Origin of the sequence: Shewanella hanedai (genome assembly GCF_007197645.1) — a bacterium.
GTDB lineage: Bacteria > Pseudomonadota > Gammaproteobacteria > Enterobacterales > Shewanellaceae > Shewanella > Shewanella hanedai.
Genome location: NZ_VKGK01000001.1, coordinates 280,949 through 300,907, shown reverse-complemented (window position 1 = coordinate 300,907; position 19,959 = coordinate 280,949). Strand labels below are relative to the sequence as shown.

The following is a 19,959-nucleotide window of genomic DNA, read 5'->3' as shown; positions in this document are numbered from 1 at the left end:
AAAACTGACACATTGACCAAATCGTACCATTAGCAATCTTTAATTTTATACACTGGAATATAGTTTAAACACATTCACGATTTTTTGTTACCATCAAGCAGTTAGCTAAAGGAAGGAAGTTAACATTCTAATCAACTTGAAATATATAATGCATAAAAAATAAGGACATATTTTGATGAATTTAAAAATCACATTAATTATCTCAGCATACTTGTTACTCTCACTCAGTACAACTTCAATGGAAGTCGCTGCAAAAACTGCAAAAAAAAGCTTTATAAACGATATTAAATATACGGGTATCAATTTTAAAATAGATGAATCGATCACTGATTTCGAACTTGCTGAGGGAGTTTTTACGTCACGCCGTACAGTTTCCAATCAGTTCGCTTACCAAATAAATACCAATAGGTTTCTAAAAAAAATAAAACGGCTACATAATAAGTCTTATAAGGAGCTTAGAGAAAGGACGGAAAAATTTAAGCAACCGAATAATCCCGCCCCTCAATTAGAAAACTGGTATCGAATTGATATTACTAAGGAAATGACCCATCAGGATATATTAGATATTTACAATTCACTTATAGATATCTCCATTATTTCCATCGTAGAACTAGAAACGCCACCAATCAGTACTGGTTTCCAACATTGCCCAGCTCTAAATTGTGAGCCAGATCTCCCACCGGGAGGTGGTTCTTCAGGTAATACACCTGATCTACAAAGCTACCAAACATACCTAGGACAAAGCCCACTCGGTATTGATGCCTTATATGCATGGACAAGAACTGGTGGTAATGGACTAGGTGTTAAAATTATTGATATGGAAAATGGTTTCAATTCAAATCATGAAGACTTGCCCAATACTTTCGTTCTCAGAGCTGATGCAAATAATAGTGACCACGGTACTGCTGTAATGAGTATTATCGGTGCGAAAAGAGATAATAAAGGTGTCACAGGTATAGCTCACGGGGCACAATTAGGCTTTCATGGTTGGTCACCGAATATCGCTCAAGCAATACTCAACTCAGCTGATTACCTTACAACTGGCGACATTATTCTATTGGAAGCTCAAATAAATAGAAACATCAATAATGGTGATACCTGTAGCTCACAAAATCAAAGTGAATGTGTGCCTGTTGAATGGAGTAGGTCGGTATTTGATGCGATTTTATCGATTACTAATGAAGGTATTATTGTAATCGAAGCCGCGGGAAATGGTAATGAAAACCTAGACAATTCAATATACCAAAATAGCTTCAATAGAAATACTAGAGATTCTGGAGCCTTCTTAATTGCAGCAACAACTCCTTCCTCTTCAATTTCTCGTTCGTTATTTTCGAATCATGGAACGCGCATTGATTTTAATGGTTGGGGAAATAATGTTACAGCAGCAGGGTTATATGGAAATACTCTTTTTAACGGTGGGATCAATCAAAGGTATGGTGATGGATTTTCGGGTACTTCATCTGCAAGCCCAATTGTAGCTGGCGCGGTAGCTGCATTACAAGGCTATAGCAAGAACAGTAAGAATTTGACACTTAATGCACACACTATAAAAAGCATTTTGACTTCTACTGGTGTTCAAGAGCCTGCAGGAGTCGAGGTAGGTGTTAGACCTAATTTGAAAAATGCGATTCAATTACTAGACAACTCAGAGGACTTTATTTCTGCGCCAAGGTTATCATCTCTTTGGGAAGGATGTTATGGAGCAAACTCTGTCTTTTGGAACATTGTTTCCAGTGCAACATTCTACAAAATTTACCTTAATGGTAATTATTTAAAATCAACCTCATCTAGTAATTCATTTTTAAACGTAACCTCAAATGGCACTGCGACAGTAAAAGCTTGTAATGCCTCATCCTGTAGTGATTATTCAAATAACGTCACGTTACGATATTCATCTGCATCTGAGTGTTACTAACTAAATTATTTAAAAGTGAGGCTTCGCCTCACTTTATCATTCAATATTGATAGCCTAGATGGGCTAAGTAGAACATCAACTAACACCCCTATTCTAATTATAAAATCCATAGCTAAACTTTAGTCACTGTAAAAGTGATAACTAAAAAAGGATAACTAAGATAACTAAGAAGATAACTAAGACATCCATTAAAGATAACTAAGACATCCATAATAATTTGTTGCACAGCGAGGTAATAACTAAGACATCCATAATAATTTGTTGCACAGCGAGGTTGAATATGACGTTGAACTTCGCATCTTCTATCTCAACTCAAATACCTACAGCTTTGGTATCAGCACCACTATCACGAGTTAAACATGATTTATGAGTAAACTATCGGCAACTGAAGTAGAAATCAAACAACAGAAACACCAAACATCTGTTTGGTGGCGAGAAAAACAATGGAGAGGTTTAAATTAGACTAATTTCAATCTAGCCATCGGTGACAATTAGCTGCACCTTGACGTCGTTTACGTTCAAGGTGCTCACAGTAAGTCGTTAACTCCTGTGTATTGCCCACCGCACCTTTGAAAATTTTAGTAAACTCAGCAGTCATTTTAAGCCAGTTTTCTGCGGGAATATTCAAACGATACAACAGTTGCTCTGAGGAGTGACTGATTGCCCCTCTTTTATCATGACGCTGGATACGACTAGTATCATCAATCAGTTGAAGGTAATCTTTAGCATTAAACATCAGTCCTTTGGGCATATCTTGATGTTCGCTCCCCACAAAAGGCAGTAACGCAGTAGGCTGCTCACCTTTAATCGCTGACTTGATTCTAAGTTGGATACTCGTATGGTCCGAATGTTCTGGCGTATCAGCCATTTTAGCCCTTATAGGGTTTAAATCGACATAGGCCATACAAGCCAAGACTGCAGCCTCATCAAGCAGAGCTTGAGACTTAAACCTCCCCTCCCAAAAGCGACCTTTACACTTGTCCTCTGCATTAGCCTTTCGAGCAATAGGTTCATTCAATGCCCGCATAAACCAGGAAATATCCATCAACCTTATACGATACTCTTTAACCCGTTTATTGATGATGGCTTGCTGATAGGATTCAAGTGGCTGACCTTTAACAAAATCGTGATTCAAGCTGTCACCTTTGAACAGTTTTTGCCATTGCATGACAACCTCGATATCCGACCAGCTCTTCACTAATTCCGCATCGACCCGCAATACTAGGTGCAGGTGATTACTCATCACCGCAAACGCACAGATATCAATCGCAAACACCTCAGCAAGGTGCAACAATCGACTTTCAACCCAGTCACGCCTATGCTCATAAGATTGACCAGTGTGCTTATCAACTCCGCACAGAAAAGCCTTTCTAACACAACGTGAGATACAATGATAAAACGGCGTATCCTCTAAACTGACAAGTGCCTTTCTTGGTGTCGGCATAACAAACTCCTCTCTTCAGCCTTAACGAAAGCCTAGTAGAGGAAGTCTGCATCCACAATTATGGGTGTCTTAGTTATTTTTATGCATCCAGAATTATGGGTGTCTTAGTTATTTTTCTCTTAGTTATTTTTTCTGGTGTCGGCATAACAAACTCCTCTCTTCAGCCTTAACTAAAGCCTAGTAGAGGAAGTCTGCATCCACAATTATGGGTGTCTTAGTTATTAAGATTGACCAGTGTGCTTATCAACTCCGCACAGAAAAGCCTTTCTAACACAACGTGAGATACAATGATAAAACGGCGTATCCTCTAAACTGACAAGCGCCTTTCTTGGTGTCGGCATAACAAACTCCTCTCTTCAGCCTTAACTAAAGCCTAGTAGAGGAAGTCTGTATCCACAATTGTGGGTGTCTTAGTTATTTTCTTATTAACAATCAATAAAGAGGTTAATCTAAAACAGGTATTCCGGACTCACCACCCATTTTTGTTATGAACCATTTTTTACTGTCTTCATATTCATAGTAGAGCTTGTAATTGTAATCAGAATCTATTCGAGCTAGGCAAACACAGAACTCTTTACCATTATCACTCAAAATAAGACTTTGTAGTTTAACGAAATCTTTTTCAACATCTGAATAAAAATCAAATTCAAGTTCATCGTCATAATCAAAATACGATGACTTTTCTCCGAATCTATAAATACTAGTCAAACCCGTTGCTTCATTATTGCCTTCAAACCTTAAGAATGCTTCATCCCAGCTAGATGCTGCGGTTGATGCATACTCTATAAATTTTTTGGCAATGCTAATTACTAATGCACTAGCTTCTTCATTCATTGACTTGCTCTCTTATATACTTCGCCGTGTTGATTATTAAACTTGTTAAAGTATTTGTAGACCAAATCCTCATTACTATCAAATACCTTATAATTAACACGAAGCGTTTCAGGTCTTCCCGTCACAGAATTAAAATCACCCAGAACATGTTTAAACTCAACACTATGACCTTGCTCGATGAATCGAGCATAGTCGTTTTCTAGAGTCTTAAACGCTGAATTATTAAAATTCTTGTTTTGAGGGAAAAGGTTCTTATCTCCTTGATCAAGAACAAATCTGTGAGCTGCCAAATGCCCACCATGATCATCAGTTAAACCTCTCTGGCCTGCTGCGGCCTGAGCTTTAACTTCAGCCGAACTTCTTTTAGCTCCCTTAAAATATTCTTTTAAGGTGCCTGAAGATTCTAATGGCAGGCCGTTAGAGTCAGTGACCCACTGCACATTATTTTTCCCAACTGTAGAGCTAATTACGTTTGGATTGTTTGGAACAACTCTCCCCGCCCCTGAAACATGCCTCATTTTACTCACTGCCCCTGCCGCAGCAAGAGGATCAATAATGTAACTACCTACAACTCCAGCATCACGCCCTACCGCGCCCGCTACCGTCATAGGGAACCCAAATACATTACCATCACCAATTAGGGAATGATAGCCACTACTTAATGGGCTAAAGGTATCGTTCATCGTGCCAAGAGTTAATCCATTCATAGCAGCCTTACCGAAGAACTGAACACCTTGCCATGATTCATTCACTACCGATGCTCCATACCATAATGCAGCATCGGTAAAGTTACCATTTTCAGCCCCAGAACTTAGTCCTAGGTCACTAAGCATATTTGCCCGTTGCCCTTCCCTAAATTGAATATAGCTCTCTGCTTGGCGATTAAAATCAGTAAAGTCATTTCCTATGGAAACGCGGTCTCTTACACCCGCTGCATACATACTTTCACCACGTGCGATACCTGCATTCCATGAATCGGCAACTCTGGTTTTTATCCCTGAGATTTGAGTATCAAAGCGGGCTTGTAGAGCGGCACCTTTCTCTGCATAGCTCGCACTTATCGCATTGGCTTGCTCTGCTAGGCTCTGACGCTTACTCTGCATCGCCTCAAGAGAGGCATCATTACTTGCTGCTATGACATCATTCATTGCAGCGACCTTGCTATCAGCATTTGCTGACAACTCTTGTGTCATTCGCCCTTGTGCAATGGCCGATGACGCTTGTATTTGAGCTGCTACAGTGTCATTCAATTTACGGCTAACATTTTGGTTTAATTTAGTTAACTGTGCATCGAGGGATTTTTGACGCGCAACTCTAGCGACTCCGACTTTCGCTTGGCTGCGGTTAATCTCTCCACCTACCGCATTACCAAAAGCACTCATGGCCACTTGCCTGAAGTTCCAGGATGGCGCATCAGCCCCTTTGAGCAGTGCCTTGCCTAGGCCATAGCTCACTCCAGCACCGACAACCCCAGCAGTAGTAGCATTGATGGTATTACTCCAATCAAAACTGCCTGTATCACTGCCAGCCAATGACATACCGCTCATCAAATCAGACATGACATCAGTGGTCATGGCGGCTGTCGACAACACGGATACAGCGACATTGCCCCAACTAAAAGAGGTATCAATGCCTGCTAATTGATTCGTTCCCACATTAGCAGGTACGCTTAAGCCCGCTTGCCAAATTTTGCCCGCTTTGGACAACTTATTGCCCGCTTCAGTTAGCGTTGAAAATTCTCTAAGACCTGCACCTATCCCTGCTGTAGCAACAGACGTCAAACCACCTGCGACCGCCTTTCGTAGTGAAAAACTGTCGACCACCCCCATGGCTTTACCCACTAACTGACTTGCGACACTACCAACAAAGCCACCAGCAAAGGCAGCTGCCGCCACCCCCAAACCAAAGCCTGCAGCACCTGACATAACTGCCATACCTGCAGCCCAAGTCCCTGCCGCTGCCGTACTTGCACTGACTACTCCTCCCATGGCCACTGCCGCCGCGCCAGCGGTAAATACTGTTGCAACTACAGCTACCACGACCATGACGATCATGGCTATTCCGCCACAACCATCATTTTTCTGTGGGGGAATTGGTGGTGGTGGAATTTCCGGCAATGTTGGATTGACATCCCCCATCGCAGCCCCTGGGTTATAAGGCCTAAAGGTTTCTGTACTGTGATGTAAGTTGGTACTAGTCACATTCGGTAGCGTCAGCGTTGTACCCGGCGCAAGGCGCTCGGTACCACGTAGACCATTGGCGTCTGCGATTAAATACCAAAGCGATTTATCCCCCCACAACTGACCAGCAATACTCATTAAAGAGTCACCAGCCTGAACCGCATAACGACCGCTACTAACACCACTTTGACGGCCTACAGGCACATAGTTTGCGTCGAAATCAGCGGACATCACAGGGCGGTATTCTTGTTCATTACTGGAGGATTTTTTACGCTGTGCGTCGGCTAATACCGTGGCGTAATCACGATAACTAGGGCCATCATCACCAATATCTCCAACACCTACACCATTGAAATAAAAGTAACTGTGCTGCTTAGTGTATCGGGGAGTTTCTTCGGTGCGAACAAGCACTTTACCATCGAAACTGTTGACATAATTAAGTAAACGGCCAGCATAAGTGTCTGTTGCTGTGACTAAGTTGCCATTAACATCGTATTGCAACTTAGATAAACCATTCCCCCAGTCATACCTGAGCTCACCATTGGTTTGCCCTGCCACCTCAATTTTGACTTGTTTATAACTGTCCCATTTTTCATAGGTATAACGGGTATGTTGACTGGTTGTATGCCACTGGCTGTCACTCCAGTTTGAAGTGCTTACATGACTACTTAATTGATTGCCAAGTTTGTCTAAAGTAAAGCTCGAATTCGTTTTCTCTGTATTAACGCTATTTCTATCATAACGGTTAACATTTTCACTGATCTTTTGGCCCGAAGCGTTATAGGCATAATTACTATTTGACGCAATTTGCCCTTGGTTATTACCAGCATAAGTAATATATGGTTCACCGTACTCCTCAAAACGGCCATTTTCGCGGTCATAAGTGCGCCAGCGTAGAATTGGAGTTGATATAGGTCGATACTCTTGAACAGACTTTAGGTAACCACCGTCATAATAGCTCCGCACGACTCGCCTATCGCCATCGACGTCAACTTTCATTAACCAACCAAAGGCATTATAGGTGTAGCTTTCTACCGAACCAGCACCATTTTCAACCGTCTTACGACGCCCTGCTGCGTCATACGTTATTTTAACGCCGTCACCACGAACCACCTGACCATTTTCTAAATCGCCTTTGGAGATCTCCACTCGGTTCATTGCATCATAGGTGTACCAGTGATCAACGTTGGCACTGATGTTATTGACTTGAGTATAGTCACTACGGATCCGACGACGATTACCTACAGCATCATAATCATAGCGGATATCGACACCTGAATCGTGAATGCGGCTGATGCGATTCAATTCATCAAATTCGGCCACTGTTTGTTGGCTATAAACTGCAGAACCACCCGCATCGAGGTAAAAATACTCCTCTCCAATGGTGTTACCATTAGCGTCATAGTTAAAGGTTGAGAAGTTATTTGCGCCGATATCATCGATCTGCTTTCGCAGTCCGTTATCGTAATAGCTATAACGAATATCTTGACCACGGCTACTCACTTGTAAATCTAAAAGCCCTGTGGCTGAACCGTAGTAATAATGGGAGGTTTCCCCCCCCATATCTTGCTTCCACACCATGCGACCTAAATGGTCGCTGTGATCTAACGTTACGTCTCCTGTCGCATGTACGGTTTGTTTTTCCCACCCCCCAAAGGTTCCAATATCTCCTCGATAGCTGTAGTTATATTCTGTTTCGTTGCCAGCAGGGTCAATTCCACGTATTAAACGGCCTTGGCGATCATATTCAAAATAGCTAACGTTATCGCCACGCGTCGCTACATTCTTAAAACCAGTTTCGTGTCTAAGCTGTTGCTCTTGCTGGTTATAAACATACATATCATCGTTACGTCCAGCACGGTTAACCTTTATAATCTTACCCGTATCATTGTAACTGTAATTAACAAAGCGACTATCTTTTGTACGCTCTGTACGCATCTGTCCGTAGATATCATAGCCATAACTTTGAGTCGAACCATCAGCAAACGTTTGGGACATTAATCTGCCAGCTTGAAACTCACGCACTTGGCGTTTGCCATTCGCATCAATTTCAGCAATTTGGTTACCTTGAATATCATAGGCATAACGTGTGCTTGCACTCTGGCTACGAGTCACACCACTTTCAGTCGTCACTGACGTCCTAGGATCTGCACGCCGAGTCAGTTGACCACGGTTATCATAATGGTAGTTAGTCGTGTTACCTCTACCGTCCGTCGTGCTCTCTATTTGACCGAAAGCATTGTAACCCTGAGATTTACTGCTGGCATATTGCTTGAGCCCCTCAACTCCCTGTTGTGATAACAGCTCTAAGCTTTGTAAAGAGAGATCGGGTTTAGCTGTATTGGTATGCGTGATTTGGGTTTGTGTGCCAAGCGTCACATTACCCGTAGCACCATTGATCACTTTTCCAATTGAATCTGTAGCCTGATAATAATACTCAAACTCACCTTGGCCTAGACCACTGACATCAACAGCAAAACGTCCATTACCACCAAAATTAGCGAGTAACTTACTGAAAGCCTGACTGCTCCCTACTGGGCGGTAATAGAAGCTAACACGTGTTGCCTCTGCTGGTTGACCAGAAAAGTTAACCAAAGAGGGAACATTATGCGTATCGTTAGGATTTGAACGTGCTGAATACTGATTGACTTCTGGAGCTTCTCCTTCCCAGCCGTAGCTCCCTGTTAAGTTTTTATAAAACACCCATTCTCCTTGGGCGTCTTGCTTATACGTTTTAACACTATATACAAAGCCACGTTCTTTAATATTGCTTGTTGTGGTCCTGCCATGAGCCCTTACACCATAGCGGTTAAACTCATCCTTACCAGAGATATAACTTTTGGGGCTGTTAATTCCCTGAAAGTATACTGGTGTGTTACTGATATCAATTTCACTGACTCCTTGAGAGCCATAACCAGTAAAACCTGTATCCCATTCTAAGCGTAATCTCCCAGCGTAGTCGTCCATGCCATCGAAGCTGAATGTCATACCGTACTGCTTTAAGAATTGTTCAGGCTTACGATCTGAACCTGATGCCATTAAATGAAATTTGACATCAATCTCCCCGCCCATTGCTACTTGTGCAGCACCTTCAGAGAAGTTAGCACTAGGTGAGTTGCCAACTGGTGGAGCTGCATTGGCCTGTGCACGCAGATATTCAAGTTCAGGGTCTATTCTTTCTATGGTGTTATTTCGACCATCGAATCGATTAACGGTGAAATGGAAATTTTGATCTTGTTTATTCGCTGACAGCATCCATGCCATAGACTTGTCATCTAGACGTGTACCTGTAGACGTTACAACTAAAGTGGCATTACCATTCTCATCATAAAAGAAACGGCGATGTTTCCCTCCTTCGTTACTAAAAATCATCCGGCCATTGTCATCATACTCATAAAAAGTATGCTCTCTGTCCATGGTTCCTTTAGCAACCACTTGTCCGAAACTGTTATAGCGTGTTGTATCACTTATGTTTTCTGCGTTTTGATGCCACACCTGACGGTTTGCATCATCGTAGCTATATTTATCAACTAACCAACGAGTTCGAGTATGGGCACCAAGCGTTGTACTCTGATAAGCTAAATATGTCTGTTTTTCGCGCTTAAATATCACATTCCCATATTGATCATAGATATAGTGAATATCAATATCACCAGGCGCAGTGATGCGAACTAAACGACCTGAGTCATCATAATAACGGGTGGTAATTTTATCAGCACTATCAATTCCACCCACCACACCTTGGCTGTTATCTTGAACATCCAGCACTTGATTCCCCAAGGCATCAAATGACATAAAGCGTGTTGGTGTCACTAAGGCATTGCTATGATCGGTATAGCTTGAGTCACTGGACTTTATCTGGCGATTTAGGGCGTCATACTCAAATCCAATTTGAGTCTTTTCTCCTACCCAAACATCGTTTTTAACTCCACCGACTTCAGTCAGTAATACATTTCCATTCGCATCATATTGGTAGCGGGTTGTAAAGTCAGCTAAGCCATTGGTAACATTACTGCCAGACGGCGTACTGTAGCGAACATTTTTAACTCGCTGCTCAACGACTCGATTAATGGCATCGTAACTAAACTCAGTGGTTCGATTGGCATTACTCGTTTGTAATAGAGCCATAATATCGGCGACAGGAGTGTCCGCAGTTAAGCTCGCAATTTGCACTGCAGTCAATGCATTGTTATAAACCACTTCTTTAAGGTTATTACCATTGGCATCGTACTCTCTGGTCGAAACGAAACCGTCACCATTAATGGTCAATACGGGATGGCCAGCGGCATCATAATATGTGAATTGTGAGATGCCACGACCATCGATACTGATCGCTTCTTTGCCCACTGCATTATAGATAATCTGTGTCAGGCCATTACTTTGATTGAATCCTGAGGATGCATCATAATAAAGTGTATCAGTTCTGGATTCTCCGACGAGACGCCCAGCGCTATCATAGTGATAACGCGTTTCTTTATAATTGCCAATATTAGCCATATTACGAATATAACTATCACTGTCTGTATTGGTAATTTTGTCTGCGTAAACTCGCTCAGCTATTTTAACGCCAGATGCGTCATACCTTATGGTATGAAGCACTTTATCAGCGTCAATCCAGTGAGTTAACCGGTTTCCATTATCATAGAGTTTTACTTGGGTTCGGCCTAAGTTATCACTAACACGGACCAGGTTTCCATGTAGGTCGTACTGGCGAGTTTCAGTTGGGAATACTCGCTTTTTGCCGCCATTATTACCGTTTGCAACTAATCGAGAAGGGTAACTCACTTTAACTTCACGGCCTAAAGCATCAAATTCGTATTGAGTCGTGCTTTCTTGATTTGTACCTACCGCCTTGGTCTCACTAATTCGTTGACCCAATATATTATATTCATAACGAGTCACAATAGAGGTGACGACAGACTCTCTGGTCGTTGCGTTACTAATAATACTTACTTGTGGGCTTTTAACCTCCACTAGACGATTCATCGTATCGTAGAGTTTTTCAGTTCTATTGCCATTTTTATCAACTTGCGCAGTCACATTACCAGCAATATCATATTCATAAAACTGGCTGTTCCCCATGGGATCGCGCTCTTCTTTCACACGACCTAGGTTGTCATAAACATAGCTTGTTGTTAATCCGGTTTGATTTAGGCGTTGTTCGACTAAAGCTGCTATCTCATCAACACTTGATTGGGCACTATAGCCTCCATCCAAAGCGACTTGGTAACGAGTCTGTGTTGCAATATCACCAAGAGATGTATATTCATATTCACTAACAACCCCAAGTGCATCGATGGCAAAACGAACTCGATCCAACTCATCGTATATCATGACACTCTGCTGACCCGCAGGGTTAACATGACGAATGATACTGCCTTGAGCATTATAATCAGTATTGACTTGGGCACCATTCGCATCAGTAACACGAATTATTCGCCCTAGTTCATCATAAGTACTTATTTCTGCATATTCTAACCGAGCTTGTTCTCTTTGGGCTTCCGTTAACTCACTGGCAAACTTAGGACGAACACCCTGTTGGCTATTTACAACCCAACCTAAGCTCTGACGAGTTTCTAACGCCCATTGACTGTCAGACTCAGCTAATGCAACACCTTTAGCACTGATAATATGAGTTTGATTACCAACACCATCATAACGATATTCCATAACACTCTGAGCAAGTGAACCAGCCGCTTTCACCTCTCTAACAAGTTGCCCTGCACCGTCGTACACGAACTGAGTTCGACGCTCTTGTGAAGTACCACTGTAACTCACTTGCTCTGTGATCTGATTTAAATGGTTATAGCTGAACTCTGTCACTAACTTGGCTTGTGCTGTCACGTTGTCCAAATAAGCAACGACATGAGTTTTACTTATCAGACGGTCTTCCGAATCATACTCATAACGAAGATGACTATCTCCCCCATTACTAGTATTGGTAATCGGAGTCACTTGATCTGCACTCAAATGAGCACCTTGAGCATCAAAACGATTTACAGCTGTAGAGTAGTGAGTTTCACTTACTAGCATACCTCTGTCGTTATAGTGATACTCAATCACTTTACCTTGAGTATCACTGACAGGCACAAGTTTACGGTTAACTCTTCCACTAATGTCATAACTGAAGTAAGTCCGTAAACCTCGGGTATCTTGTGAATAAAGCTTGTTCCCATTTAGATCATAAGCATAACTTTGTGCATGACCTCGCCCATTATTTGTACTAATAAGTCTATTTAAACTGTCATAACTGAAGTTTTCAATTTGATTAAAGCGCTTCGTCGGCCCAGGAACTCTGAAGAATGCTAAACGTACCGCCGCCTCGTCAGCATCTGTAGCAAGAGTCACTGGTACACTGGTACGCTCAGTACGCGTAAGGCGACCAAGTCCATCATAAGTTAAGGCCGTTAAATAACCTTGCTGATCTAAACTAAATTTCTGACGCCCTAGATTATCGAACCAAGCCTTAGCGCTGCTTGCTGATGCAGGATTCAATTGTCCGCGTAAACTTGCAGAGTCAGTGTAATTTTGTACAGTTACAGCTTGCTTATATTTTAATGTCTCAGTAATTCGACCTTGAATATCATATACATATTCAGTGACATACCCTTGTCCGTTAACAGTAAACTGCTGATAACCTAAAGTGTTGTATAGAGTTTGAGTTAGTGTGTCACCTTGCGCTTGGGTTAAGTTGAGATCACTAGCACTCAAAGCTTGTGACAAATCACTACTTGATATATTAACTTGAGTCACATAACGCGTGGTACGTATAAGTTGGCTTGCACTATTATATTCGTACTGAGTCGCATAGCCGTTACTGTCGATGCTGTACTGAAGACGATTTAATCCATCAAATATTTTACGTTGGCTGTAAAACTCTAAAGTCATCTCCTGAGTTTGTGAAGCGAGCAAAGTTTGAATATCAGTTAGAGTAACTTCTGAGTCTCCATTCAAGTGGAGCAGATTTAATACGCTATCTTTAAATTGTTTTTGCCCAATACTATTACCATTTGCATCATAATAGTATTGAGTAAGATAACCATTACTACTGATGGTAAAAAGCTGATTACCTTTATCATCAAATAACGTTAAATCATGATCATTTAATTCGCTTAATTGGCCTTGAGGTGCATCTGGACGACTATCAAAAATGGGCCTATCGTGAAGTCTCTGTTGTAATTCAGTACGCGGACTTGATGCACTCGATAAAGCATCAGCTAACCCACTCGTATTGATCCCTTTAGCATAGATTAATTCTGATGTTTTTTGACCTACTGCATCATATCTAAACTCTGTCACTTTGCCAGACTGATCAACACTAAACAGTAATTGGTTTAAACCTAGTTCATCAAATACTTGATATGTTTCCAAACCACCGTTGGTCTGGCTATATATCATTTGACCATTTGCATTGTAATTGTATTTTGTTTGGCGATTTAGATTAGAGGGATCTTCAATTTTTTCTATTAAACGATTGTGACTATCATATTTAAAATGTGTCACCATCTGTTGTACTGCATTTTGATCGGTTTTTATTTGGCTAACTTGATTGCCTTTAGCATCATAACTGTAACGAGTTATGATCTGCTGTACTCCCCCCACATTAACAACTTGCTCTATCATCTGGCCAAAGTCATCGTAACTATAGCGAGTCTTAACCCCATCAGCTTGAGTGACTTCAACCTGCCGTCCCAAGGCGTCATAAATATACAGTGTGCGTGATTGTAAACCATTTACATCAAGTACTTGCTCTACACTATTATTACTCTCATCATAATAGTAACGATTCACACTGCCATTACTTTCTGTCTGCTCAGCGATTAACCCTTGAGTATTAAATTGACGACTTGTTTGGCTCAACACTAAACCAGCCGAATCTTTATGTTCACTGGAAAGTTTACGACCTAATTCGTCATATGTGTATTCGCTTATATTACCTTTTCCATCCGTGACTTTTAACAAATTCCCAAAAGCATCATGCTGGCGCTGGATTTGAATATTCCCAGGGTATATTAAGGTAATACGATTGGTTTCATCATCATGGACATACTGAACAACACGCCCTAAGGCATCTTGCTCAAGCAGTACTCGACTAAAAGCATCATAGCTTATTTGACTGACGCTACCTGCAGCATTAACCTGCTGTATTTCACGACCTAGGCCATCAAAACTACGATTTACTAATCCTCCTGTGGAACTAAAGCTTTCAACTTGACGACCAAAGGCGTCATAAGTATGTTCTACGGTCTTCACTAGCCCATTAGCTAACTCTGAAGAGTTGAGTAGACGACCAACACCATCATATTGATAACTAACTTGACGCCCTTCTCCTTGTATATTGTCAGGGGTAAATCGACTGGCTATGCGTCCATAAACATCATAAGTTAGACTGCTTGTCAGTCCTTGTATATCTGTAGTGGTAAGAGTACGGTTTTTCTTATCATAGGTAGACGATGTCACTAAGTCTGAGCTAGACAACACTAACTGCTGACTCACTTGTGTAGCTTGTGTTCCTCCAGTCAACCCCTGCGTACTTATAGCTTGAAAGTACTGACGTAATTGGGTTTCTCGACCAGAAGAATCATAACCTTTTTCAGTAACAACACCCTTGTCGTCAACGGTATATGTCAGCTGTCCTGCGGCATTATAATAAAACCAATTATCGATTTGACTTGTACCGACGACACCCGTTTGAGTATTTTTTATTTGGGCATGATTTTGATAACTGTGAATAACGCGACCTGCGTTATCATAAGTATAGAATGTGGCATATTGTTGCCAGACTGCATTTTTCTGTGCGGTAGTACTCGCTGTACGAAGCTTCTCTGTTGCTATTGCATCTAACTCTGCAGTAATACGACCTAAAGTATCATATTGGCGTGTAATGCCTTGTTGGTAATTGCTATTGTGAGAGTCGTAAGTAAGTTGAGATGTTATAGCGCCATTGTTATCGTAAGTGTTAGTTGTTACTAACCCAGTATGCTTGGTTTCTTGTGTGATTCGCCCCAGGGCATCATAAGTATATCGGGTGATTTGTGATGGTGTTCCAGCCAAAAGTGAAAGTAGGCTGTCGATTGGCTGAGTAACATCACTCACTTTAGCTGCATAGCGTTGCTGACTTAATACTCGTCCAGCACCATCGTGACTGTATGAAGTGAGGTAACCTTCGGCATCAATGTCAGCAATTTTCCGACCAATATCATCATAGATAAAGCGAGTGATTTGATCAGAAGAAGATGGGGTTAACCGTGCTAAAGTAGCCTCCCATGTTTCAAAACTCTGACTACTACCATATACACTCAAATCTGAGTACCGAACCTCTTCTAATAACCGTCCAGCTTTGTCATATTTAAATTCAGTCACAGCTCCATCTGCTGCAATCTTGCCAATTAACCTTCCTTGAGAATCATGATAAAACTGCTCATGCTTACCCGCTGGGGCGACTAGTGGATTATCATAATCAGTGACAATTGAATCATGGGACTCGTAATTGATTTTTACTTGAGTGAAAAAACGATCTAGCATTTCGCCAGTTTGTTTGTCCCTATATTGAACAAACATATCAAATAAGCCATCTGGTACTTCTCGATTGTCATAAGCAAACAAATCATTAACCGCTACAGTCAATTCATTATCTGCATTCACTTCCCCTCTGACATAAGAAGCACCATTTAACTGTGGAAAGAAGTAATATGGATCTGCATTTGCTGGTAAATCATCTAGCTTAATAGTCACAACACTTGGACGCGTGGTTTCTTGCTGTTGGCCTATCTCATAGTCAAATGTTTTAGTAGAGCTTTGACTTGTTGTTCCTCTATGGTAAGCCCTTATTTCAATACGATACTGTCCATCATTGAGGTGTGCTTCTGTACTGAGATTAATTTGCCCCAGAGTGCCACCTTGAGCACTCATATAAGTATAAGCACTGCTAATAAGTACACCGCTGGCTTTGTCAAAAACATCAGCAAGTACATAATCTATATTCGCGGCTTCAGCCTCAGTGTAAACACCGTTAATAGCACTACCTTCAACCTGTTGTTCGACTATGCGATCTCTATGACTGAAAGCTTCAATCATCCCATCTACATCATTAGCTTGAAACAGGAAAGTGCTACTCAATCGGTTTTCAACCACTCCCGTATAATTAAGACTTCCTTGTTCATGCAGTAACTCGACTTCGTAATATTCTCCAGATGCCAAATCGTCTAGCTGAACTTGATATTGTCCATCTGTAACCGTAACATCTACCGTGGTCCACCCTGTATTACGATGACCACTGCGGTAACGAGCACTGTTCACAGCTCCATCCACATTATCAAATGTTTCCAGTGGCCAGTTCAACGTTTGACTTAGGCTACCCGTGCTCTGACTACCTACTTCATAAAGAAAAGGAGCTAAATTAGAACTCGTTCCATCTTTATTCTCTAGCATCAAATGGATCTGATAACGCCCTGATGACAATGCTTGCCCAAGACTAAGATTCACTTGGCCTTGGTAAGAGGGGTAAGCAGAGGCTAAAGTGTCACTTTGAGTAATAAAGTCCAAATTATTCAGATCTGTACGCACACTTTCTGAGTCAGTCTGATACACCACAGCGGTGACTTTTTCTAGATTTGAATATAGGTGGGCAGGTATTACTCCACTTAAACTGCTTCCCACTCCAGCATTTACCGTCCAATGGGATTCAAAGTTTCTGACTTGGAGGGTTTTATTTGCTGGGTCTGTTTCGCGTAACTGTGTAAAAGCACCACCTGACTGAGTGCGAACTTGATTATAACTATCCTTGTATAAGAAAGTGAATTCATATTCATCGCGATCTAGTTGAGGTAATTCAACAGAATATTCGCCATTACTAAAAGTTACAGGTAAATATTCAAACTGATCATTATTATGTAAAATTCTATAACCCAGTTCGACTTTAGGCCAAACTAAACTATTAGGTGCCCAGCTAAGTGCTTGGCGGCCATCTGATAAACGAGTTTGTGTAACATCTGATAATGAATCCTGCTCAACATATAATGGATGATCGGCACTATTGATAAATCCATAAGGTTGATTTGGATTACGAGCTTCAAAACCACCAGTTTTACTCACTCCTACAATTTGTGTATCTAGATAGCGATCTTGTAATTGAGCATGATTTAAATATTGATAAGGCTGAACGGGATCTCGACCTGTCGTAATAACATCATTATTAATACTTGCGACTTTCAAATCGTACAATAAAGCTATTAATTGATTTTCAGTAATATCAGCAGGGACATCCGCCATCTGAAGCTGTTTTTCATAGGTTGCTTTATGAGTTAATGTTCCAAGCCCATCATATGTATGTTCAGTTACTGTGCCTTCAGCATCCAGTAAAAACCTTAATAGGCCAGAGCTGTCATAAATACGGTATTCATTACTGTCTTGATCACTAGAAGCTTGTTGAATAAAAGATGTTAAATTCCATAACGCTTCATTAATCGAACCTTGCCCCGAAGACAACTGTCGTGGATCAACGGTATTACTATGACGAGTAAAACGAATGATTGCTCCCTGCTTATTATAAGACCAAGTAGAGAGTTGCCCATTACCATTAATTTGACCAATTTTACGGTTATTTGCATCATAAAAATAATAAGAACGTGCACCATTCGCCGATTCAGAGATACGTAACCGACCTAACTCATCATACATATAACCTTGACGATTCTGCTTGGTACTCCCCAAAGTGTCATATTGCTCAATCAGATCACCAGCTCTGTTGTAAACAGAAGTACTTAATCTCCCATTTGCATATTGCGTATACACTTGTTGAGCTGCATCATCATAGGAAATTAATGTAATATCACCCAAGCCATTTTGACGACTAATCCGTCGTCCCATACCATCATAGACAAAATTGCTAGTAGCACCAGCTCCATCGGTCTGTGATAATAAGCGTCCAGCGTAATCATAAATAAAATAACTCGAACTCTTAATCACATTATTGTCATACTGGTGTACTTGACTTAACTGACCTCTAAAATCGTACTCAAAACGCATATGTACTGCATCGTTAATATCTTGTGCTTCTGCCCATATACTTATTTGGCCTAAACTAACATCAGAATTTTTACTTAAACTATCCGTATTATAGGTCGCTATTTGATATGTAAAACTTTCAACTTTTTGACCTAAACTATTATATTTTATTTGATTTACAGAGCCGTCTGAATTAACCACAAAACGCAGTTCTTTATCATCACCATAAATATAACGTGTGACCAAAGGTTCTTCTGGCACACCCGCGCCAATGCCATCATGATCAAGATCTCGATAACGAATTTCAGCAATAAGCTGATTTTCAAGATTGTACCGTCTGTCAATCCTTCTGCCTTTGGCATCAATACTGGTTAATAGATTACCTCTATCATCATATTGATAATGACTCACTTGGTTAGCGCTATCTTTTTTACTAATTAAATTACCATCGGCGTCATAACTAAAAAAAGTAAGCTGGCGAGTCCCATCAACAGGAGGAGTCGCGATCGATAAAAGCTGACCACCCGCGTCAAACCGATAACTTGTGATCTGACCATACTCATCAGCGACATCTGTACTTCGGGTAACCGCATCATAATCAAAGGTTAAAGTACGACCTTCGCCATTTGTCATTGAAGCCAACACCCAAGAGCCTTCTGCAATAAAATCAGAGCTTCTCCCAGCATGCTGCTTATAACTAAAACGAGAGCTACTGCCATCACTGTTAGTGATACTAGCAAGGCGCTGACTGTCAGCGTCATAGGTGTAACGAGTACTAAAAACTTGATTATCTGTAATGCTATTATCAGAAGGAGTTAAATCATATTTAACGCGCTCTAAACGCCCTAAACTATCATAATCAAATCTTGCAGATGTTTGCTCTGTACCATCCAAAGATGTACGAATTGCGCTTATCCGAGCTCCTGTAGAATGATTGATATAATCTATATGTGTCACCAGTCCAGATGCATCAGTAATTTGAATCAATTTGTCCGCTTGATAGGAATAGCTGATGATATTATTATACTGGTCTTGCTTTCTCGTTAGCCTCCCTTGACTGTCGTAAATCTCCTTATTATTAGCATCCGCCTGCCTAATCCATACATTTTGTAAGCTATCAAACATAAGAGTGTCGTGTGATCCACTTCCATCCGTCGCAACATACAATCCACGGTTTGTATCGTAAATGTACTCACTTTGACTACCATCACCATTACTCCGAATAATTGTGCTACCTGATTCATGCTCAGATGGTATTGATGTCAAACGAGCAATACTTCCAAGCCACCAATTATCACCATCAACATCTTGCCCCAAACTATTATAAGTTTGAACAAGTTGGCTATTTTGGCCTATTGCCATCGCAAGCTGATCCTGGCGTTGTACACTCAGGTTTCCTGTTGCGAGATTTATAGCCGTTTGATTTAGACGCTGCCCTAAAGCAGTACCACCTAATAGATTACTATTAGCATGATGTGCGCCAAACAATCCAAGCTCTGCCGATGTGATGAGTGATGACATTCAGAATACTCCCTTAATCCTTGTGGGAAAGGGCACTCGAAGAGTGCCCTGATTGG

At 41.2% G+C, this 19,959-nt stretch carries 4 protein-coding genes and 1 pseudogene; 1 reads left to right on the top strand and 4 read right to left on the bottom strand.

All coding sequences use genetic code 11. The features are described from left to right. Positions 1–175 precede the first annotated feature (175 nt). The gene (locus FN961_RS01090; RefSeq protein ID WP_143562700.1) at positions 176–1,918 is read left to right on the top strand and encodes a S8 family peptidase; all 1,743 of its coding nucleotides are present in this window, start codon (positions 176–178) and stop codon (positions 1,916–1,918) included. Positions 1,919–2,387: 469 nt separating this feature from the next. Here FN961_RS01090 and FN961_RS01085 read toward each other — a convergent pair whose 3' ends face one another. From FN961_RS01085 to FN961_RS01070, 4 genes and pseudogenes are all read right to left on the bottom strand, one after another. Continuing rightward, positions 2,388–3,362 carry a transposase gene (locus FN961_RS01085; RefSeq protein WP_143562699.1) on the bottom strand — a complete coding sequence of 325 codons (975 nt, stop codon included), beginning with the start codon at positions 3,360–3,362 and terminating at the stop codon, positions 2,388–2,390. A 224-nt stretch (positions 3,363–3,586) separates the two neighbouring features. Then, positions 3,587–3,703, bottom strand: a pseudogene (locus FN961_RS26000) (transposase); the annotation flags it as partial. Between the two features lie 103 nt (positions 3,704–3,806). After that, positions 3,807–4,196 carry a hypothetical protein gene (locus FN961_RS01075; RefSeq protein WP_143562698.1) on the bottom strand — a complete coding sequence of 130 codons (390 nt, stop codon included), beginning with the start codon at positions 4,194–4,196 and terminating at the stop codon, positions 3,807–3,809. Beyond that, positions 4,193–19,903 (bottom strand): DNA/RNA non-specific endonuclease, encoded by a 15,711-nt coding sequence (locus FN961_RS01070; RefSeq protein WP_185972679.1) that lies wholly within the window; start codon positions 19,901–19,903, stop codon positions 4,193–4,195. The genes FN961_RS01075 and FN961_RS01070 overlap by 4 nt, the downstream gene beginning before the upstream one ends. Between the last annotated feature and the right edge of the window lie 56 nt (positions 19,904–19,959).

Excerpts from the sequence above, each read along its gene's own strand:
- FN961_RS01075 (WP_143562698.1), bottom strand. The coding sequence starts at position 4,196 with ATGAATGAAGAAGCTAGTGCATTAGTAATTAGCATTGCCAAAAAATTT.
- FN961_RS01090 (WP_143562700.1), top strand. The coding sequence starts at position 176 with ATGAATTTAAAAATCACATTAATTATCTCAGCATACTTGTTACTCTCA.
- FN961_RS01070 (WP_185972679.1), bottom strand. The coding sequence starts at position 19,903 with ATGTCATCACTCATCACATCGGCAGAGCTTGGATTGTTTGGCGCACAT.
- FN961_RS01085 (WP_143562699.1), bottom strand. The coding sequence starts at position 3,362 with ATGCCGACACCAAGAAAGGCACTTGTCAGTTTAGAGGATACGCCGTTT.